This window comes from Brumimicrobium oceani (genome assembly GCF_003143775.1).
In the GTDB taxonomy this organism is placed as follows: domain Bacteria; phylum Bacteroidota; class Bacteroidia; order Flavobacteriales_D; family Crocinitomicaceae; genus Brumimicrobium; species Brumimicrobium oceani.
In genome coordinates this window covers 98,844-119,780 of the sequence record NZ_QFRJ01000008.1, presented here as the reverse complement: position 1 = coordinate 119,780, position 20,937 = coordinate 98,844, and the positions used below count along the sequence as shown (strand labels likewise).

Annotated in this window: 13 protein-coding genes; 8 read left to right on the top strand and 5 right to left on the bottom strand. The window is 35.3% G+C overall.

Features of this window, described 5'->3' with window-relative positions; genetic code table 11:
* The 3 genes from DIT68_RS11005 to DIT68_RS10995 form a co-directional block, all read right to left on the bottom strand.
* On the bottom strand, positions 1-5,310 hold the full coding sequence (locus tag DIT68_RS11005; RefSeq protein WP_109359859.1) for an HYR domain-containing protein: 5,310 nt from the start codon (positions 5,308-5,310) through the stop codon (positions 1-3).
* A gap of 115 nt (positions 5,311-5,425) precedes the next feature.
* On the bottom strand, positions 5,426-6,052 hold the full coding sequence (locus tag DIT68_RS11000; protein ID WP_109359858.1) for a response regulator transcription factor: 627 nt from the start codon (positions 6,050-6,052) through the stop codon (positions 5,426-5,428).
* On the bottom strand, positions 6,045-8,078 hold the full coding sequence (locus tag DIT68_RS10995; RefSeq protein ID WP_109359857.1) for a tetratricopeptide repeat-containing sensor histidine kinase: 2,034 nt from the start codon (positions 8,076-8,078) through the stop codon (positions 6,045-6,047). The genes DIT68_RS11000 and DIT68_RS10995 overlap by 8 nt, the downstream gene beginning before the upstream one ends.
* Positions 8,079-8,370: 292 nt before the next feature.
* On the opposite strand from DIT68_RS10995, the gene DIT68_RS10990 reads away from it, so the two are divergent.
* The gene (locus DIT68_RS10990; RefSeq protein ID WP_109359856.1) at positions 8,371-11,694 is read left to right on the top strand and encodes a DEAD/DEAH box helicase; all 3,324 of its coding nucleotides are present in this window, start codon (positions 8,371-8,373) and stop codon (positions 11,692-11,694) included.
* A gap of 93 nt (positions 11,695-11,787) precedes the next feature.
* Here the strand turns inward: DIT68_RS10990 and DIT68_RS10985 are convergent, their stop codons facing one another.
* Positions 11,788-13,254 (bottom strand): aminotransferase-like domain-containing protein, encoded by a 1,467-nt coding sequence (locus DIT68_RS10985; RefSeq protein ID WP_109359855.1) that lies wholly within the window; start codon positions 13,252-13,254, stop codon positions 11,788-11,790.
* Positions 13,255-13,357: 103 nt separating this feature from the next.
* On the opposite strand from DIT68_RS10985, the gene DIT68_RS10980 reads away from it, so the two are divergent.
* The 5 genes from DIT68_RS10980 (at position 13,358) to DIT68_RS10960 (ending at position 18,480) form a co-directional block, all read left to right on the top strand.
* Positions 13,358-15,217, top strand: coding sequence for a TonB-dependent receptor plug domain-containing protein (locus DIT68_RS10980; protein WP_109359854.1), 1,860 nt, complete (start codon positions 13,358-13,360; stop codon positions 15,215-15,217).
* 618 nt (positions 15,218-15,835) lie between these two features.
* Positions 15,836-16,309 carry an antitoxin Xre/MbcA/ParS toxin-binding domain-containing protein gene (locus DIT68_RS10975; RefSeq protein ID WP_109359853.1) on the top strand — a complete coding sequence of 158 codons (474 nt, stop codon included), beginning with the start codon at positions 15,836-15,838 and terminating at the stop codon, positions 16,307-16,309.
* Positions 16,310-16,373: 64 nt separating this feature from the next.
* Positions 16,374-16,826: an RES family NAD+ phosphorylase gene (locus tag DIT68_RS10970; protein WP_109359852.1), complete on the top strand. Its 453-nt coding sequence runs from the start codon at positions 16,374-16,376 to the stop codon at positions 16,824-16,826.
* 109 nt (positions 16,827-16,935) lie between these two features.
* Positions 16,936-17,778: a 1,4-dihydroxy-2-naphthoyl-CoA synthase gene (locus DIT68_RS10965; protein WP_109359851.1), complete on the top strand. Its 843-nt coding sequence runs from the start codon at positions 16,936-16,938 to the stop codon at positions 17,776-17,778.
* Positions 17,779-17,865: 87 nt separating this feature from the next.
* The gene (locus DIT68_RS10960) at positions 17,866-18,480 is read left to right on the top strand and encodes a suppressor of fused domain protein (protein WP_109359850.1); all 615 of its coding nucleotides are present in this window, start codon (positions 17,866-17,868) and stop codon (positions 18,478-18,480) included.
* Positions 18,481-18,538: 58 nt separating this feature from the next.
* Here the strand turns inward: DIT68_RS10960 and yihA are convergent, their stop codons facing one another.
* The gene (gene yihA / locus DIT68_RS10955; RefSeq protein WP_109359849.1) at positions 18,539-19,144 is read right to left on the bottom strand and encodes a ribosome biogenesis GTP-binding protein YihA/YsxC; all 606 of its coding nucleotides are present in this window, start codon (positions 19,142-19,144) and stop codon (positions 18,539-18,541) included.
* Positions 19,145-19,397: 253 nt separating this feature from the next.
* Here yihA and DIT68_RS10950 point away from each other — a divergent pair, with 253 nt between their 5' ends.
* Both DIT68_RS10950 and fabF read left to right on the top strand, forming a co-directional pair.
* Positions 19,398-19,634, top strand: a complete 237-nt coding sequence (locus DIT68_RS10950; protein ID WP_109359848.1) for an acyl carrier protein — start codon at positions 19,398-19,400, stop codon at positions 19,632-19,634.
* 49 nt (positions 19,635-19,683) lie between these two features.
* The gene (gene fabF / locus DIT68_RS10945) at positions 19,684-20,934 is read left to right on the top strand and encodes a beta-ketoacyl-ACP synthase II (protein ID WP_109359847.1); all 1,251 of its coding nucleotides are present in this window, start codon (positions 19,684-19,686) and stop codon (positions 20,932-20,934) included.
* Positions 20,935-20,937 lie beyond the last annotated feature (3 nt).

Below are 20,937 nucleotides of genomic sequence, written 5' to 3'. Positions count from 1 at the left end.
TTAATTTGATGAACTCATTATCGTTAATGGACCTGAATATTTGATTTCGTCATTACAGATAATCACATAAACATATGCCCCATCTGGCAACTGTTCACCTTTATATTCACCGCCCCAATCATTCTGATAATTAACTGTTTCATATACTTTTTGACCCCATCTGTTAAAAATCTGGACTGTACAATCTTTTATGAAATCCAATTCTCGAACAATCCATGTGTCATTTCTTCCGTCTCCATTTGGAGTCAATAGAGTTGTAATAAATATATCCTCTAAACACCCAGGATTTATCCCATCTGTAATTACTTCTATTTCGAAATTGCATGTTGTGATATTTCCTGAAATATCCTCAAATGTTAAAGTGATAGGTAAGTTTTGAACTCCATCGTAAACAGTTCCTGCTTCTGGGAATTGGGTAACGTAAATTTCATCTGAACAATTATCTGATAAATCAGTCATTAAACTGTAATCGGGCATAATAAACTGACAGAATTCATCTAAAATTTCCGTTTGATTTGAAAGACAGTTTACAATTGGAGAAATAGTATCGATAAGATTTACTTCAAATGTACAATCGCTAGTATTTCCATAATCATCCGTAGCAGTTAATGTGATAACATGAATTCCTGCTCCATTCAAAACACTTCCTGCAATTGGACTTTGTGTGATTATTGGTAAGGAGGTGCAATTATCGCTAGAAGTAGCTAGTGCCGTGTAATCTGCCAATATGAAATCGCAATTGTCATCCGCATAAGCGATGATGTTTCCCGGACAACTAATCGTTGGATCTTCATTATCTACAACTGTTACTACTTGTGTGCATGTAACAAAATTCCCAACTCCATCTGTTGATGTCCATGTTACAGTTGTATTTCCAATAGGAAAACTTGCAGGAGCATTGTTGGTAATTGTAGGGGCTGCGCAATTATCTGTTCCTGTTGCTGTGCCGATTGAAGAAGTTGAAGTACATAAACCAGCGTCTGTATTGATAGTAATATCTGAAGGACAACTAATTGTTGGATTTTCATTATCCACAACTGTTACGATTTGATCACACGTTACAAAGTTACCCGATGCATCTGTTGATGTCCAAGTGACGGTTGTGTTTCCAATAGGGAAACTCGCAGGTGCATTATTGGTAATTGTAGGTGTTGCGCAATTATCCGTTCCTGTTGCTGTCCCAATTGGAGATGTAGAAGTACATAAACCAGCGTCTGTGTTAATAGTGATGTTAGCAGGACATGTAATGGTTGGATTTTCATTATCTACCACTGTTACAATTTGATCACACGTTACAAAGTTACCCGCTGCGTCTGTTGATGTCCAAGTTACAGTTGTGTTACCAATAGGGAAACTTGCAGGTGCATTGTTGGTAATTGTAGGTGTTGCGCAATTATCTGTTCCTGTTGCTGTGCCGATTGAAGAAGTTGAAGTACATAAACCAGCGTCTGTATTGATAGTAATATCTGAAGGACAACTAATTGTTGGATTTTCATTATCCACAACTGTTACGATTTGATCACACGTTACAAAGTTACCCGATGCATCTGTTGATGTCCAAGTGACGGTTGTGTTTCCAATAGGGAAACTCGCAGGTGCATTATTGGTAATTGTAGGTGTTGCGCAATTATCCGTTCCTGTTGCTGTCCCAATTGGAGATGTAGAAGTACATAAACCAGCGTCTGTGTTAATAGTGATGTTAGCAGGACATGTAATGGTTGGATTTTCATTATCTACCACTGTTACAATTTGATCACACGTTACAAAGTTACCCGCTGCGTCTGTTGATGTCCAAGTTACAGTTGTGTTACCAATAGGGAAACTTGCAGGTGCATTGTTGGTAATTGTAGGTGTTGCGCAATTATCCGTCCCTGTTGCTGTTCCAATTGGAGAAGTTGAAGTACATAAACCAGCGTCTGTGTTAATAGTGATGTTAGCAGGACATGTAATGGTTGGATCTTCATTATCTACAACTGTTACGATTTGATCACACGTTACAAAGTTACCAGCAGCATCTGTTGATGTCCATGTTACAGTTGTATTTCCGATAGGAAAACTTGCAGGCGCATTGTTGGTAATGGCAGGCGCTGCGCAATTATCGGTTCCTGTTGCTGTGCCGATTGGAGATGTAGAAGTACATAATCCTGCATCTGAATTGATAGTAATATCTGAAGGACACGTAATCGTTGGATTTTCATTATCTACAACTGTTACGATTTGATCACAAGTTACAAAGTTACCCGCTGCATCTGTTGAAGTCCAAGTGACGGTTGTGTTTCCAATAGGGAAACTCGCAGGTGCATTATTGGTAATTGTAGGTGTTGCGCAATTATCCGTTCCTGTTGCTGTCCCAATTGGAGATGTAGAAGTACATAAACCAGCATCTGTGTTAATAGTGATGTCAGCAGGGCAGCTGATTGTTGGATTCTCATTATCTACCACTGTTACAATTTGATCACACGTTACAAAGTTACCCGCTGCATCTGTTGAAGTCCAAGTCACCGTCGTGTTTCCGATTGGGAAACTTACAGGCGCATTGTTGGTAATTGTAGGCGTTCCGCAATTGTCTGTTCCTGTTGCTGTGCCGATAGAAGTTGTAGAAGTACATAAACCCGTATCTGTATTGATAGTAATATCTGAAGGACACGTAATCGTTGGGTTTTCATTATCTTCCACCGTTACGATTTGATCACAGATTACAAAGTTACCAGCTGCATCTGTTGAAGTCCAAGTGACAGTTGTGTTACCAATAGGGAAACTTGCAGGTGCATTATTGGTAATTGTAGGTGTTGCGCAATTATCCATTCCTGTTGCTGTGCCAATTGGAGATGTAGAAGTACATAGACCAGCATCTGTATTTATTGTAATATCTGCAGGACAACTAATCGTTGGATTTTCATTATCCACCACCATTACGATTTGATCACAGGTTACAAAGTTCCCCGATGCATCTGTTGAAGTCCAAGTGACGGTTGTGTTTCCAATAGGGAAACTCGCAGGTGCATTATTGGTAATTGTAGGTGTTGCGCAATTATCCGTTCCTGTTGCTGTTCCAATTGGAGAAGTTGAAGTACATAAACCAGCGTCTGTATTAATGGTAAGATCTGCAGGACACGTAATCGTTGGGTTTTCATTATCTTCCACCGTTACGATTTGATCACAGATTACAAAGTTACCAGCTGCATCTGTTGAAGTCCAAGTGACAGTTGTGTTACCAATAGGGAAACTTGCAGGTGCATTATTGGTAATTGTAGGTGTTGCGCAATTATCCGTTCCTGTTGCTGTGCCGATTGGAGACGATGAAGTACATAATCCTGCATCTGTATTTATTGTAATATCTGCGGGACACGTAATTGTTGGGTTTTCATTATCTACCACTGTTACAATTTGATCACACGTTACAAAGTTTCCCGCTGCATCAGTTGAAGTCCAAGTGACAGTTGTGTTTCCAATAGGGAAACTCGCAGGCGCATTGTTTGTAATTGTAGGCGTTGCGCAATTATCTGTTCCAGTTGCTGTTCCAATTGGAGATGTAGAAGTACATAATCCTGCATCTGTATTGATAGTAATGTCAGCAGGACATGTAATGGTTGGATTCTCATTATCTACCACTGTTACATCTTGTGTACACGTAACTGAATCTCCTAAAGCATTAGTTGCTGTCCATGTTACTGTAGTATTTCCGATTGGATAAACTCCAGAAGCATTATTTGTATTTGTGAAATCGTTAGTTGCATATCCATCACAAGAAATAGTTCCTTCATTCCAAGCAGTACTTGTATTACTATTCATTAAATCACCTGAATAACCGTTTCCTGTTTCATCATTTACTGTTGTGCTTCCAGGAATTTCATCCAAACGATAATACGCAACCAAATTTGGAACTGTTTCAGAAACGCATGAATTCATAGAAGCGACAATAGCCGCCGTACTTCTTTCTTCATTCCAGATACGCACCTCATCTATTGCACCCTTAAAAACCTGTGAACCATCCGTTTTAGCACCAATAGTCATAGTATTATCATTTCCAAAACTACTTGTTCCTCCAGAAATCGTACTTAATAATTCAATACCATTGATTAGAACAGTAATTTTATTTAAACTTGCGTTCCACCTAAAAGCCAAATGTGTCCATTGATTTATCGGGATATTATTTTGAGAATTTACGCTATAGACATTGCCGTTATCTATTACATATACAAAAAGTTCACCTGACGAGGATAACATTATACTTGTAAAATTATTCAAATCTAATTGTGCAAAAAACATTCTCCTTGTAGAAGAACCAGCTGCTCTATTCACCCACATTTCAATAGTGAAATCATTTGTCCCAATATTATTGAATATAGCAGGAAGAGGCGCATTAATATAATCATTTACCCCATCTAAATTTACAGCATTTCCATTAGTTATGCCTTGAAAATCTGGAAGTACTACACTTGCTTCGCATTCACCAGTGTCATTATTTTCTGTTACATTTATTGGGCAATCTAGAACCTTAATATACGCTGTTCTTGTAAGTGTTCTGGAGCAACCATCAAGATCAGTAACTGTTAAGCTAACTGTATAATCACCAGAAGTAGTATATGTATGAGATGGGTTTTGCAAATTGGAATTAGGACTACCATCTCCAAAATTCCAGCTCCAACCAACAGCTGGAGATCCGAAAGTGGTTAAATCTGTAAAAGTAACACTCGTATTGGGCTGTATAAGCCTCTTACTGACTTGAAAATTTGAATTAGGTCCAATAGTTTGTACCATATTCGTAAATAACTCCGAGTCGGTATTACCGAAACTATCTGTAATGGTTAAGGAAACAGTATAAACCCCAGAAGTATTGTAAGTATGTGAAGGATTTTGATTTGTTGACGTAGTACCATCTCCGAAATCCCATAACCAACCCACAATAGGTGAACCGTTCGCTACAGATGCATCAAGAAAATTGACTGTTAGAGGCCCACAACCAAAATATCCAAATGTTGGTCCTCCAATGTCTGCTTCTGGGGCTGATATTTTTATATAAGCAATTTTATTCTCAACATCAGAAGCTCCTGTCATCGTATCTTGAATGGAAAGACTGACGGCATATTCACCATAACTGGTATATGTGTGGATTGGGTTTTGAGCTGTAGATGTACTTCCATCACCAAAGTTCCACAACCAAGTGTCTGGAAATGTCGATTGGTCAGTAAAAAACACTGTATGTGGAATAGAAGTTCCACCGCTAGGCAATGCTGAAAATGATGCAGTTACTTGCGCATTCGAGTAGAGAGCAAGTAAAAATAAGAGTGTAAATAATGTCCTTTTCATGATCCTACAAAAATAGGACGGTAGTTACTTTATTAATATACGTAGCACTACGGAAATAGCTACTTACTACTACGTATTTTGAAGTAAATTCTGATTTTTTGAAAGGTAGAATAAATTATATAACTCCTTTATTTTTAATGGCCCATGCAAACAAACTATTGGTTTTTCCTTTTAAGTTAAGCTTGATAATAATGTTACTTCTGTGTTTTTCAACAGTTCTTTCAGAAATAAAAAGCTGTTTTGAAATGTCTCGAGTAGAGTAACTCTGAGCAATTAGTTTTAGTATTTTCAATTCAGAGGGAGAAAGATTTTCGAGCAGATTAAGGGATGTTTTAACTTTTCCCTCTTCAAGAATTTTAAAAACTTTACTATAATACTGCTCACCATCTATAATCGTTCTAATACAATTTGCTATTTCACTTAATACATCTTCTTTTAAAATATATCCAGCAATATTCAAAGATTTTGCTTGAACAATAAATTCTGGCTCTTTATGGTAAGATAAAATAATAAATTTAGTTGTTGAATCTTGTTCTTGGCAATGCTTAGCAACAGATAATCCATCCATAAACGGCATCTCAATATCTAAAATAGCAATATCAGCCTGTTCTTCTTGGATTAATCGCAATGCTTCACTACCATCAACAGCTTTACTTAAATTGGTATACCCTAATTTGATTAGGTGGTTGTATAAACCTTCTAATAATAATGGGTGATCGTCTGCTATAACTATTCTAGGCATTGTTAATTGGTATTTTCAAATAAATAGTAGTTCCCTTTCCTAACTTAGAATCAATATTTAAGTCAGCTTTCAAAATTTTAGCACGTTCCTGCATTGTTTTCATTCCTAAACTATTGTCTGCAGTAGATTTTCCGTTCCAATCAAATCCTTTACCATAATCTTTGACACTTATTAAAATGAAGTCAGCTTCTTTTTTAGCAAAAATAACAGCGGAAGGAGAATCTGAGTGTTTAATAATATTATTTGTAAGCTCTTGTACTATCCGATAAACATCTAATTCTTGCTGTTTTGATAATAAATTATCTATATCTTCAATTTCTTCAGTTATAAAAATATCGGTATTAACATCTATTAAATTGATCAGTTTTTTCAATGCTGTGGTTAAGCCAAATTGTTCTAAAACAAAAGGATGCAGACCTTGTGTAATTTCTCTCACCCTGTTTAAAACTGTAGAAATGTTTACTTCTAACTCCTTATGATTATCTATTTGTGCTTTACTCTTAATAAGTATTAAGTCTTGACCTACAGAATCGTGTAACTCTCTAGAGATCCGAACTTTTTCATCTTCTTGAGACTTTAATAATTGCTGAGAAAACTTTTCTTGAGCCTTCGTTTTTTCAGTGGAATTAATTATCTCTCTTTTTCGTTGTCTATTTTTAGCGATAACAAATATTAAAGCTATTAATAGAATTGAAAATACACTTATACCCAGAATTAACTGGTTCTTTAATTTCAGTTTTTGCTTATTTAGCCGTTCGCTATTTAGTCTTTTAGTTTTAAACACTTCCTCTTTCTGCTTAAGATCTAATAGGTAGTTTTGCCGAAGCGCCTCCTGAACCTTATCAGCATTAGAAATCTCTTCTTGGTAGCTTGATTGTTTTTTGTAATAGGTCAGAGCTAATTCATACTCTCCTACACCTTCGTAAGAATCAACCAAACATTCGCAAACAAAAACATTTGGTTTTGGGGTGCTCTTATCTTTATAATAGCCCCATGATTTTTTACATTCATTTAAAGCATTTTTAAAGTCCTTTCTATTAATGAAAATTTTACCGGAAATATATTGTGCATAAGCAATTTGCTCTTCCATGTTTAGCTTTTTTGCCATCTTCAAAAACTCCCCATATTGTATTTCAGCCTTTCCTATTTGATTGCTTTTTATATAAATATCACAAAGTAGTCTTGAAAAAATGACCTTCAGATACTCCTCTCCTTCATTAATAAAAGTCATCCCTTCTAATGCATATTTTTCAGACTTAGAATAGTTTTCATATTTTAAATAAAAATTAGACATTGAATGTCTGGTCTTAATCTTAAACATATTATATTCATATCTATCTGATGCTTCAATTCCTTTTTTTAAATATTCGAGTGCTTTTTCTTTCTCTCCTAATTCCATGTACAATTGACTATATCCTCCATAAATCCCTATTACAGAAGATAAATCTGTTGTGTCGACCAAAAACAACGAAGAATCCAAATCCGAAGTAGCTTTCAAATATCGACCTCCCATAATATGAGATACTGCTCTTTTGTTGTAACAGGAAGATTTTGCAGCACGCTCACTACTCACCTGATCGTCGGCAGCATTAATAATTTCTGTATAATATTTTGAAGATGTTTTATAATCAGCCAATGACTGAAAATGAGCAGCAAGCAAAAAATTCATTTGAAAAAAACCTATGGTATAGTCTCTTTCTTTAAAATAAGCTGCATATTTTCGACATAATTTTAGTATATTATCTCGATCACCATTCTGATAATATAGATCAAACAAAGCCCTCACATTACTCGCTAATAATTTCAGGTTATTTTCTTCAATATTTAAATGGATAAATCTTTTAGCCTGGTTATATCCTGAGTCAACACTAATTGAGGAAGACTCCAAAATAATTCTGTAACATAATTGTTGTTTTACAGAATCGGTTGTTGTTTGATTTAATCTCTCAAATAACGAATCTAACTTACTTTGTCCGCTACAAATTGTTACAAATAATACAAAGAGAATTAAAACAATATTTTTCATTACAGTAAACCTTATAATTATCTATTCAATCAAATATACTTTTCAAAAGTAGCAAAATCAGGATTATAAAACTGACCAATTTAAACGCCCTGTATCTACAAATCTAAGATTAATTTTCTTAACCCTTATACGAGTATGGCTTTATAACTAATCAATGGTTAAGTTAGTTCTCTAATTTTCTCGAGTATAGATTTATAACAGCTTGTAGATTGTAATATTTTTTAATCATCTAGTCATAAAACACTTCTTCTCATCTAACATTCCTAAAATAACCCTATTTTCGCTTTACGAAATGACAACAATACGAAAGCAAATAGAAGAATGGAGAAATGGTCTTTTGATGCCCAATAAAAACGACGTTTTGCTGAACCTACTTCCTGATGTAAATGCTTTCGCAATTGATGATGTTTATCAGGAGGAGAAAACTTTCGTTGTTGAATCCAATACATTTCTCAAGAAAATATTCAAACAACATCGGGACAGTATAAAAGAAAGTGCTTCTCCTATTTTTGGAATTGCGAAAGGGAAAATAGCTTTTGAATTTGAAAATCAGCGTTATGAAATGCCATTCTTATTGGCGGATGCAGCCATTCATCGCAATAGATTCAATGGCAAGTTTGAAATTAAGCAACTGGAAGACTTTTACATTAATCCATTGTTATTGATTACGCTTTCTCTTGAACACTTGCCGGTTGACGCTGAAGAAGCAATCCAAGTCTTAAATGAATTAGGTTTAAAGTCGGAATTTGAAAATGGAGTTTGGATCGCCAATTTTCATCCACATCGTTTTGTGCTTCAAAAAGAATTTGATGCCATTTTAGAAGCTCCGAAAATCAATGAATCGCTAAAAAGTTTATTTGGGGAGAGTTCCACAGACGAAGAATTTTCTTTGTCTAATCATTATTTATTTCCTGCGGATGTGAGTCAGCAAGCGGCAATTGAAAAAGTGAAAACCAACAACACAGTCATTCAAGGTCCACCGGGAACAGGAAAATCTCAGGTGATTGCGAATTTGATTGGAAAAGCTTTAGGGGAGAATAAAAGTACTTTGTTGGTTGCCGAAAAAGCGGTCGCCTTACAAGTGATTTATGATAAATTGAAGGAGAAAAATCTTCATCATTTCTGCGTTTTATATCACCATGAATTAAAAGCAAAACAATTTGTACGCTCTTTACAAAGCACATGGAATTTTCTTGAAAGTAGAGATTCAAATCAAATTCGGGTTGGTCAGCAATACGAATTATTAGTGCAAGGTTTAGATTTAACTTTAGCGCGATTACGACAAAAAGATTTAATTGGTGGAATATCATTTAGCGAGTTCAAATCGAAATTTAATATTGAAAAAGATTCGATTTATCTATCTAAAAAACCTTCAATTCCAATTTGGGAAAGGGACAGAACTATTCTTGAAACTTTAGAAAAAAATAACTTTCCCGTTTTTGGGGCTTGGCGAAATATTCGGCTATCGCATTATTCAATTCAAGAAATTAAAAATGCGACCAATCAAATCATTGGACATTTGAATAAGTTAAAAGACAAATCCATTTCTATTGCTGAATTGAACAAGAAAATCAAATTGAATGGATTGGTTTCCTTGTTTTATCATGACGACCAAGCATTGCCAATTGCTGTTTTTGAGAAGGAAAGTAAACTTCAAAAAAAGTTCTTGAAACTTTACAGTGCTTTTATTGTCTTAATTGAAAAAGAAAAAGTTTTAAAAGCCGAGGAAGGGTTGTGGGATAAAAGTTTTAGTCTGACAGAACTCAACGAATACATTTTAGCACTTTCCGAAAACAAAAAATACAGTTTCAAATCTTGGATGATGCGAAATAAACTTTCAAAGTTTACGCATTTGAGCATGTTGGACACCAAAAAAGCTTTGGAGAATCTCGTTGAATTGAACACAGTAAAACGCGATATAATTTTCACAAAAGAGAAGTTGCGTAAACTCCAATTACCAGATGAGATTGCTGTTTTAAATCATATAAACTATGCTATAAACAAGATTAATTCTACAGATAAAAATGACATTCAATTATTGTTTGAATTATCAGAAAATGAACGTTTGGAATTAAAGAAATCTGGCATAATTCTTAACGAAATTCAACAACAAGTCCGTCAGTATTTCTCCTTGGATGACTCTCCAATTTTGGAACAATTGGAAGCAATCAAAAAAGAAACTCCTTTAATGATTGAAAATATTTCTCGATTAAATGAAATTTCAGAGGAAAGCAAAAGCGTTTTAATAGAGGTAAATTCACTGGAAAAGGCCAATACAGCGATTTACAATTCACATTGGAAAGATTTTAAAGGTCAATTTCCAACTCTAGCCGAAACGACTGGAGAAATCTTAAAAAGTAAAATTGAGAATATTATTCAAGCTTTTGATCAAGAATCAACTGAATTTGGTGAGTCAATTACGCAAAATATAAAGCAAAAGTTTGAAGAATACCATACGCTTCTACAAACGCCAGCTTCTAAATTAACAACAGAAGAAAAGCAGCTTAAAAAAGACTTGCGGAAAGGAAAATCAATTTTAGTCAAATCATTTGAGAAGAAACGTGTTTTTCCAAGTGTTAGAGAATTATTGGAAAGCGAAGCCCGATTGTGGATTCAACTTTTACATCCCGTATTTTTATGCAGTCCATACAGTGTGGCCAAAAGTTTACCCATAAATTATGCATTTGATTTAGCCGTGTTTGATGAAGCCAGTCAAATTCCATTAAGTCATATTGTGGGCGCTGTGCAGCGTTCAAAACGAGTTGTTATTTCCGGGGATCAACAACAAATGGCTCCGCAATTTTATTTCCAAAAGAAAACGCTTCACCAGTCGGATGCCTTGCACCATGTCAGCTTTTATTGGGAAAATGTGATTTTAACGCACCATTATCGCTCTGTTCATCCCAATTTAATTGCTTTTAGTAATCAGTACTTTTACGAAAATCAATTAAAAACTTTCCCAACACCTCATCCTCAAAAGCCAATTGAGTTGATTACGACAGATGGAGTTTTTGATGAACGAAGCAATGAAAAAGAAGCGGAAATTGTTTCTAAAATCATCATTGAAAAAGTAAAAAACAAAGAATTCAATTTTGGATTGGTGGCTTTTAGTCAAACCCAATTGAAAGCGATTCTCGACAAAATTCCAACTAATTATTTGGATCAATTGGAAGATAAGGAATCGGTTTTTATTCAATCCTTAGAAAATGTGCAAGGAGACCAATGTGAACATTTAATTATCAGTTTGGGTTATGCCAAAAATGAAAACGGAGATTTCCACAAGCGTTTTGGTCCTTTGAATCAAGAGCAAGGTCACCGCAGATTGAATGTTTTGATGTCGAGGGCGATTTCCAAAATTACCTTTGTGAGAAGCGTTACTTCTGCCGATTTTTCAATTTCGGTAAATGAAGGAGTGGAAAGTTTAAGGAAATTAATGTTGTTTTTGGAGAAAGTTGAGAATTCTGAGATGGAAACTAGTTTTGAAGAGGGAATTGAGCGTAAAGAAGATGCTTTGTTGATAAAAGATGTTGCTTCGAGTTTTAGAAGTGGATTTGAGTTGGTTGATTTTTATCGGACATCGGTGGGGAGAGGTTGGGGTTTAGAGCTTGAGGTGTGAAGTTGCGCTGTAATGGCACGCGTGTTTCGACGTTGCTCAACAGAGCGCTGACGCGGATGCTTCAAGAAGCAACGCGGATTTTCACGGTTTTTTTTATGTTATTTCCTTGTACCCTTCCCAAAACAACTCCACAAACTCTTCCATTTCCTCCAAATTCCAATGAGCAAATCCCAATCGAAGTGCTGTTTGATTCTTGTTTTGGTACATACATAATCTTGGGAGGAAAACATCACGTTTTTTCAATTCTTGTGCAAGTTGGGTTAATGAAATTTGCTTTTTAAATTCTATCCAAAAAGCAAAACCATTTTTCGGTCTTTCCAATTGAATTAAGTCTCCAAAATAGTGCTTTAACAAGGATTCAAAATGCATCATTCTTTCTTTATAGATTTTCAACGCTTTCTTTTGATAACGAAAAAAATCTCCTTCTGCAATCATTTCTCCTAAGGCTTGTTCCAACACAAAATTCCCTTGTGGATTTAAAACAGAAACATGCTTTTTGGCTTCTTCCACAAAATCGGGTGGAGCCATCATAAAATTCAACTGAAATGTGGGATGTAAATGTTTTCCAAGTGAACCCAAATGAATGATTCGTCCGTTGGAATTGCTAGCAGCCATTGGTAAATCAACCTGTTTTTCGTAGTTGAATTCAAAATCTTCGCTGTCCTCAATTATGACAAAATCATATTCCTCCGCCAATTCAATCAAGGCTTTCCTTTTCTCCATTGACAAAACAGAAGTACTAGGATAACTTTGCTGCGGATTCAAATAAACACAGCGCAATTCTCCCTTCTTAAAATTTTCTGTGATGTAAGAAACGTCTATCCCATCCTTCTCCAAAGGAACTGTTTTAATCTTTACTTTTTCTTGTGCGAAAACCATATTCATGGAGAAAAAACTTAATTCCCCAACCAAAACAACATCATTTTCTTTGAACAACATTTTTGCTAAAGTGTAAAAAAGCATTTCTCTACTTTTCGCAACAAGCAAATGTGCTTTCGAAATGTGAAAACCTCGGGAAAGATTCAAATAGAAACTGAGCTGTTCCTTAAAAAAATCATTCTCCTGAATGGCATAATTCCCAATATTACTCTGAATATTCCTGCGTTTCAAAGCTCCACTATAAAAACGAGATAACTCTTGGGTTTTTATAATTCTATAATCTGGCTGACCGTCATTGCACACCATTTTACTCTTCTCATTTTCGAATGGCGAAGAAAGTATAAATGACTTATTAAATGAAAACTTTGCATTTTTCGTGGAATCACGAAGATTTGAAGCCAATTGGGTACTTTTTACAGATTTTAACTCAGGATTTTGAACAAAAGCGCCCACTTTAGGCTTTATTACTATCCAATTTTGTGCTTCCAATTCTTCAAAAGCGGTTACAATTGTTTTCCGATGGACTCCCAATTCCTCGCTCCATACACGTGTTCCCGGCAGTTTCACACCTACTGGAATCAAACCTCGTTGAACAGCGTTGATGAGCTGATAAGCAATTTGAAGATAAAGCGAATCAGACTTTCTTCTGTCTATGCGAATAAATTGAGTTATTGAAATCAAATCTGGACTACATTGGTTTACAAAACTGGACTACAGCTAAGAATTTCAAATATAGCACCTTTGCCGAAAATAATAAGAAATAGTATTTTAGAATTTATTTAAAATGAAGAAAACAATAGCTTTATCCGTATTCATAATTTCAACACTTACCGTCTTTTCACAAAAAGAAACAACAACTTATGAAGAGGTAATTATTCAAGGGAACAGATTAGAAACTCCATTTAATCAAGCCACAAGAAATATAGATGTGCTTACGGCAGAAGAAATTAAAAAGCTTCCTGCAAGAACTGTAAACGAGTTGCTGGCCTATGTTGGTGGTGTTGATGTGCGTCAACGAGGTCCTTTCGGAAACCAAGCAGACATTAGCATTGACGGAGGTTCATTTGAACAAACGCTTGTCTTGCTGAACGGTGTAAAATTATTAGACGCCCAAACAGCGCATAATATGATGAATATTCCCATCCCATTAGATGCAATTGAGCGCATTGAAGTTTTGCGCGGTCCAGCTGCTAGAGTTTATGGAATTAATGCACTAACTGGCACGATAAACATAGTAACCAAAAGCGATGAGCAATCTTTTGTGGCGGTAAATACTTATGCAGGTTCCTCTTTTGAAGAAAAAGAAAAGGGAGATGGAGAAGGTATTTATGGAGGTGGCGGCCTTCAATTGACAGGAAATTTCAACACCAAAAAACAGAATCATTTAATCACAATGAGTCAAGATTCTTATAATGGTCAACGTTACAACACCGCTCAAAATAACACACGACTTTTTTATGCAGGAAAACACAAAGTAAACGTCAAAAACGGCATAGAATGGATGGGCGGTTACACTTATAGCGACTTTGGTGCGAATGGATTTTATGCAGCTCCTGGAGATTTCAATTCTCATGAAACTGTGGAAACCACTTTATTTAGCCTTTCTTCAACCCATCAATTGGGCAGATTTAAAATTTCTCCAAGAATCAGTAATCGATACAATGAAGATGATTATCGTTATTTAGGAAAAGACATTGATATCGCACGTTCAAAACATTATGCCAATGCTTTTATGGCAGAATTAAACACAAGTGTTGAAACAAAAATTGGTGATTTCGGATTGGGTTGGGAATCTCGTTTTGATGAAATCAACAGTTCAAATATTGGTCAACACACAAGAGATAATCACGGAATTTCACTAGAATACAGAAAAGTATTTTGGCGAAAGCTAATTTTAACTGCAGGAACTTATGTGAATTATAATACAGACTATGACTGGCAAGTCTATCCAGGAATAGATTTCGCTTATCGTTTTTCTCCAAATTGGAAAATCTATGCTAGTGCGGGTTCAGGACAAAGAATTCCATCATTTACGGATTTATACTTGAATCAAGCTCCGGCCAATGTTGGAAACCCAAATATTCAACCTGAAGATGCTTGGGCCTATGAAGCCAATTTTCAATACAAGAGAAAAACACTCAAAATTAAAGGTGGTTACTTCTACCGTTCAATCAGCAATTATATCGATTGGGTGAGAGAAACGCCGGCCTTACCTTATTCACCTATCAATATTGGAGAAAATTTAGTACACGGAATTCATGCGAATGTTTCACAACAATTCAGAATTAAAAATAAGCACAGTATTGGATATAATGTCAATTACACCTTCCTTCAACCCAGTTATAAATCAGAAGAAAATATTCAATCGAAATACGTTTTGGAATCATTAAGAAATCAATTGATTATCGGATTGAATTATGCTTACGCTGATTTTTCTATTCAAATCAACAATAGATTCATCGAAAGAGAATTAAATACGCCATATAATTTATTGAGTGTAAGAGCAAATTATGACATCAAAGACTTTTCAATTTATGCAGATGTAAGTAATATTCTTGATGCAAAATACGTAGAAGCCGGAGCTGTTCCAATGCCTCCAAGATGGTTTACACTAGGTGTGAGATACGTTTGGAGAAAAGGATAGGCTGTAATGCGAAATAGGTCTTCCTTTAATTTTGATACCTGTATTTTACTTTACCAGTAAATATATCTAATCCATCAATAATGTGAATAGTCAATTAACTGACATGATCCTTCGCAAGTTTCTATTTCCAACCAGTTGAAAAAAGAAAATCACTTCAGGATGACATAAGGCTAGGGTCATACTTCATGCGAGAGGGGAAAAGCAAAAGTGCTCTAACGCTTTTGCTTTTCCCCTCTCGCTTGCCTCCCAACATCCACAACTGTCATCCTGATCATAGTTGAAAATTAATATTTTCAACTATGGAAGGATTTGACCAAGTTAAAGAGATTACTTTTTATTTTAGCACATTAAACAGCTGGTAAATTTCCCTGTAAGCATCTTAATTTTATTAGGATTGGTTTCCTATTATAACAAATCCTATCTTTTTGTGGTTGCTTATCATCAACTAAACACTACAGTAGAAAATAGTAGCTCAATATTCTACTGATCAAAAAGAAAGGTATGAGAACCCTAACCACTGATAATCAGAAACTAATTGAGGATAAATTATTTTAATAATTGTAAAATCGAAAAAAAAGGAGTATATTTGTACTATAGAAAGTATAAAAACATACTCCCATGTCAAAAAAATATTTATATACCGAAGAAAACCTCAGCTTTGTAAAAGAAGCGCCCACCCAATATTACTCGGGAGTGAACACTCAGGTCCCCATTCACAGTCTTACAAGCACACAAAAAATGGATATTATTGAAAATAGAATTTCAAAGTCTTACCTGGTGCTTTTCAAGAAAATGGCCAATTTAGATTACGACGCATTGGCTTTAGCATTATCCGTTACGCGTTCCACTTTAATCAACAAAAAAGGAAGTGAAAAATTCAACGATACCATCAGCGAAAAAATTCTTGCTTTAGCTGATTTATATTCTTTTGGCTATTCTGTATTCGATGAAAACACCAAATTTAATGAATGGATGTTTTCTCCAAATCAAGCTTTAGGAGGTAAAGTGCCTTTCGATTTTACCACTAATCAATATGGAAGAGAAGAAATTCACAATTTAATTGGCAGAATTGCTTATGGTGTATATTCTTAGGCTCTTTTTGATAGTAGAGCAAAAATTAAGATTATAAATCGCGCTTAAAAGATTTAAATAAAGAATGAAGGTCTACAGAATAAGTAAAACAGAATACGCCAAAGACCTGGGAGGAACCGGTGCAAAATTGTATGGTGGGAGATGGAATCACATTGACACGCCATGTATTTACACTTCTGAAAGTCGTGCCTTAGCGGTTTTAGAATATTCCGTGAACATAAATATAGAATACATACCAAAAGATTTAAGTCTTTGTGTTTTTGAAATCGACGATAAATATTTGCACGAAATTACGCCAAATGAAATCCCGACCAACTGGAACGCAACTCCCTCACCCTATTCTACAAAAACGATGGGAACAGAATTATTTAAAAACAATATTGGAATTATAAAAGCTCCTTCTATTGTAATTCCGGAAGAATACAATTTCATTCTAAATCCATCATTGATAGAAAAGGCTTTTCAATTGATAGAAATTAAAAATTTCAATTACGATTTGAGAATAAAAAACTTCTAAGTTTAGAAAATTCCGCTTAAATTTTAGATATATTAGATTCCTTCATTTTCCGACATTCACTACTCCACAATTCTTCTAATTTTCCTTAACTTCACCCAAAATTTTGATTATGGCAAAAGCAGATTGGAAAACAGTAAAAGAATTTGAAGATATAACATATAAAAAATCAAATGGTGTAGCGAGAATAGCATTTAATAGACCTGATGTTAGAAATGCATTCAGACCTAAAACTACATCTGAATTATACGAAGCGTTTTATGACGCACAAGAAGACACTTCCATTGGAGTGGTTTTATTGTCTGCTGAAGGTCCAAGTAGCAAAGATGGGGTTTACTCATTCTGTTCTGGAGGCGATCAAAAAGCAAGAGGACACAAAGGATATGTTGGAGAAGACGGAATGCACCGCTTAAATATTCTTGAAGTTCAACGTTTAATTCGTTTTATGCCAAAAGTAGTTATTGCAGTAGTTCCAGGATGGGCAGTTGGTGGTGGACACTCGCTTCACGTGGTTTGCGACATGACTTTAGCGAGTAAAGAACACGCAATTTTCAAACAAACTGACGCTGATGTAACGAGTTTTGATGGTGGTTATGGTTCTGCTTATCTTGCAAAAATGGTAGGACAGAAAAAAGCACGTGAAATCTTCTTTTTAGGTCGCAATTATTCGGCACAAGACGCTGTAGATATGGGAATGGTAAATGCTGCAATTCCACATGATGAATTAGAAGACACTGCTTATGAATGGGCCCAGGAAATATTAGCTAAATCTCCTACTTCAATCAAAATGTTGAAATTCGCGATGAATTTAACCGATGATGGAATGGTTGGGCAACAAGTTTTTGCTGGAGAGGCCACACGTTTGGCCTACATGACAGACGAAGCAAAAGAAGGTCGAAATGCATTTTTGGAGAAACGTAAACCAGACTTCTCTGACACCAAATGGATTCCTTAGTCTAGAAAACCACATTTACTTACGCAAAATCTTGATCATTTAGGAATTAAATCAATTCCAATTAAGGATGAACGATAACAAAATACAATGAGCGATTTAAAATCAGCATTAGAAAAAAGGTTTGGTGAACATCGGGTAAATGACTATCCGATTGGGGAAGAAGACTATATCGATTTATTAAAAATTGACATAGAAAAGAAGTTTCCTTTGACCATCATTTGCACAAACGGTTTGTCATTATACGAAATGCCAGTAAATGAAAGGTATCAAGATAGAAAACATACCGAAATATTTTTCTGCTTACCGGGATATTGGGACTTAAATGACACAGAAAACGAAAACATGATGTGGCCTTTAAAAGTTATTCAAAAATTGACCAAAAATGTTGTAGAAAGTGAAACTTGGTATGGTCCAGGACACACGATTGCCAACGGAAACCCTTCACATCAAATTTCAGAAACGATGAAGCAGGACAATTTCCTTTTATCTGACCCAATTGAATTAGAAGATATTTTTAATCCGATAATCATCAATGGAAAGGAAGTGCATTTCTTAGCCATTATTCCCATTTTTCATAAAGAATACGAACAAAAGGTACATACAGGCTACCCAAAATGGATTAAGAAATTTAGAGGTAGAAACGGAAACGAAATTTTAGACGATTATAGAAATTCAATCTATAAGAGCAGATGGTTTAAATAATTTTTTTTCACATTGTAGAGCGCAATGCATTGCGCCTCTACAATGTGAAAAAAATATTCTACTCCGGATCAAACACTTCATTTATTTCAGAAATATAATCCATCACATCATCCCTACCTTTTGCAGAGACACTGGATGTAACAAAATAAGGCGGCATCACTTCCCACTGTTTTAACATCTCTCGTTTATACTTCGCGATTTTTTTATCTAATTCAACAGCCGACATTTTATCACTTTTCGTAAAAACCATTGAAAAAGGTAAGCCTTCAGTCGCACACCACTCCATAAACTCCAAGTCAATTTTTTGTGGTTCAAGCCTGCTATCAATTAAAACGAAAGTGTTCAAAAGATTTTCTCTGGTCAACAAATATTCTTCAATGAATTTTTCCCACTTCTTCCTATTGGTTTTGGAAGTTTTTGCGTAACCATAGCCCGGTAAATCCACGAGAAACCATTCTTTATTAATGATAAAATGATTAATTAATTGTGTTTTCCCTGGCCTACCAGAGGTCTTGGCCAATTTTTTGTGATTCGTCAACATATTAATCAGTGAAGATTTCCCCACATTAGAACGACCAATAAAAGCATACTCGGGCAGATCAGGCTTAGGGCACTTTTCTATCTCTGTATTACTAATCACAAACTCTGCCGAATGAATCACCATAACATCAATTTTTCACAAAGTTATTTTTTTAAAATCAGCAATCATAAAATTGGCGTGCAAAATCATTTTTTTTTCTATCTTTAACCCGTTACTAAACGAATTAGTAATAATAAAAAAGCTCTACAGAGCAGTAATAACAAGTAATCTTTGGGCTAAAGAAGCATTGGAAAGCATAAATTTATGTTTAAATTTTGAATTTCAAAACATAAATTATTTCTTTGCAGGCTGAATTAACCCTTTAAAAATAGGAAAAATGTCTGATATTAAATCAAGAGTTGTATCAATTATTATTGATAAGTTGGGTGTAGAAGAAGCAGAAGTAACAACAGAAGCTTCATTCACAAATGATCTAGGAGCAGATTCTCTAGACACAGTTGAGCTAATTATGGAATTCGAAAAAGAATTTAACATTGCTATTCCTGACGACCAAGCAGAGAACATTCAAACTGTAGGTCAAGCAGTATCTTACATCGAAGAACACGCAAAATAAGCGTTTAGAATTTGGTAACAAACTGTAATTTTTAATTTAGATTAAATTCATGGAACTTAAACGAGTTGTAGTAACAGGATTAGGAGCTTTGACGCCTATTGGCAATACTTTAGAAGAGTATTGGGACGGACTTATATCTGGTAAAAGTGGTGCTGCACCTATCCAACAATTTGATGCATCTAAATTCAAGACACAGTTTGCTTGCGAGATTAAAAATTTCGATGTTAATAACTTCATTGACAGAAAAGAAGCTAGAAAATTAGATCAATTTTCTCAATATGCCATGGTTTCCGCAACGGAAGCCATGGTTGATTCTAAGTTAATGGAGTCTGAACCAAATACCGACCGTATTGGAGTAATTTGGGGTTCTGGGATTGGTGGATTAAAAACACTTCAAGATGAACATGAAAACTTCTTGAATGGCGATGGAACACCTAAGTTCAACCCTTTCTTTATTCCAAAAATGATTGCTGATATCGCTGCAGGGCACATCTCAATTAAATATGGTTTGCGTGGCCCAAACTATGTAACAGTCTCAGCATGTGCCTCTTCCACAAACGCAATTATTGATGCTTTCAACCTAATTCGTTTAGGAAAAGCGGATGCAATTGTTACTGGTGGATCAGAAGCCGCTGTAAACATTATGGGCGTTGGTGGTTTCAATGGTTTACGTGCGCTTTCAATGCGTAACGATGATCCAACAACCGCTTCTCGTCCATTCGACAAAGACAGAGATGGATTTGTTTTAGGTGAAGGTGCAGGTGCGCTTATCCTAGAAGATTATGACCACGCCATTAAGCGTGGAGCTAAAATTTATGCTGAAGTTGCAGGTGGTGGAATGTCAAGTGATGCCTACCATATTACCGCACCACATCCTGATGGGATTGGCGCAAGAAATGTAATGATTGAAGCACTAAAAGATGCCGAACTTCAACCAGAAGATGTAGATTATGTAAATGTTCATGGTACCTCTACTCCATTGGGAGATATTGCTGAACCAAAAGCAATAAAACAAGTTTTTGGTGACCATTCTTACAAGCTTAACATCTCTTCTACCAAATCAATGACCGGTCACTTACTAGGTGCAGCAGGTGCTATCGAAGCAATTGCTTGTATTCTTGCTGTGAAACATGATATTGTTCCGCCAACGATTAATCACTTCACCGATGATCCTGAGATTGATAATAAAATGAATTTCACATTTAATGTCGCTCAAAAACGTAAAGTCGATGTAGCATTATCAAATACATTTGGTTTTGGAGGACACAACACTTCCGCAATATTTAAAAAGTTAAAATAAAGG

Bases quoted from the DNA above. Each gene is read 5' to 3' on its own strand.
- DIT68_RS11005 (WP_109359859.1), bottom strand. From the start codon at position 5,310: ATGAAAAGGACATTATTTACACTCTTATTTTTACTTGCTCTCTACTCG.
- DIT68_RS11000 (WP_109359858.1), bottom strand. From the start codon at position 6,052: ATGCCTAGAATAGTTATAGCAGACGATCACCCATTATTATTAGAAGGT.
- DIT68_RS10995 (WP_109359857.1), bottom strand. From the start codon at position 8,078: ATGAAAAATATTGTTTTAATTCTCTTTGTATTATTTGTAACAATTTGT.
- DIT68_RS10990 (WP_109359856.1), top strand. From the start codon at position 8,371: ATGACAACAATACGAAAGCAAATAGAAGAATGGAGAAATGGTCTTTTG.
- DIT68_RS10980 (WP_109359854.1), top strand. From the start codon at position 13,358: ATGAAGAAAACAATAGCTTTATCCGTATTCATAATTTCAACACTTACC.
- DIT68_RS10975 (WP_109359853.1), top strand. From the start codon at position 15,836: ATGTCAAAAAAATATTTATATACCGAAGAAAACCTCAGCTTTGTAAAA.
- DIT68_RS10970 (WP_109359852.1), top strand. From the start codon at position 16,374: ATGAAGGTCTACAGAATAAGTAAAACAGAATACGCCAAAGACCTGGGA.
- DIT68_RS10965 (WP_109359851.1), top strand. From the start codon at position 16,936: ATGGCAAAAGCAGATTGGAAAACAGTAAAAGAATTTGAAGATATAACA.
- DIT68_RS10960 (WP_109359850.1), top strand. From the start codon at position 17,866: ATGAGCGATTTAAAATCAGCATTAGAAAAAAGGTTTGGTGAACATCGG.
- yihA (WP_109359849.1), bottom strand. From the start codon at position 19,144: ATGGTGATTCATTCGGCAGAGTTTGTGATTAGTAATACAGAGATAGAA.
- DIT68_RS10950 (WP_109359848.1), top strand. From the start codon at position 19,398: ATGTCTGATATTAAATCAAGAGTTGTATCAATTATTATTGATAAGTTG.
- fabF (WP_109359847.1), top strand. From the start codon at position 19,684: ATGGAACTTAAACGAGTTGTAGTAACAGGATTAGGAGCTTTGACGCCT.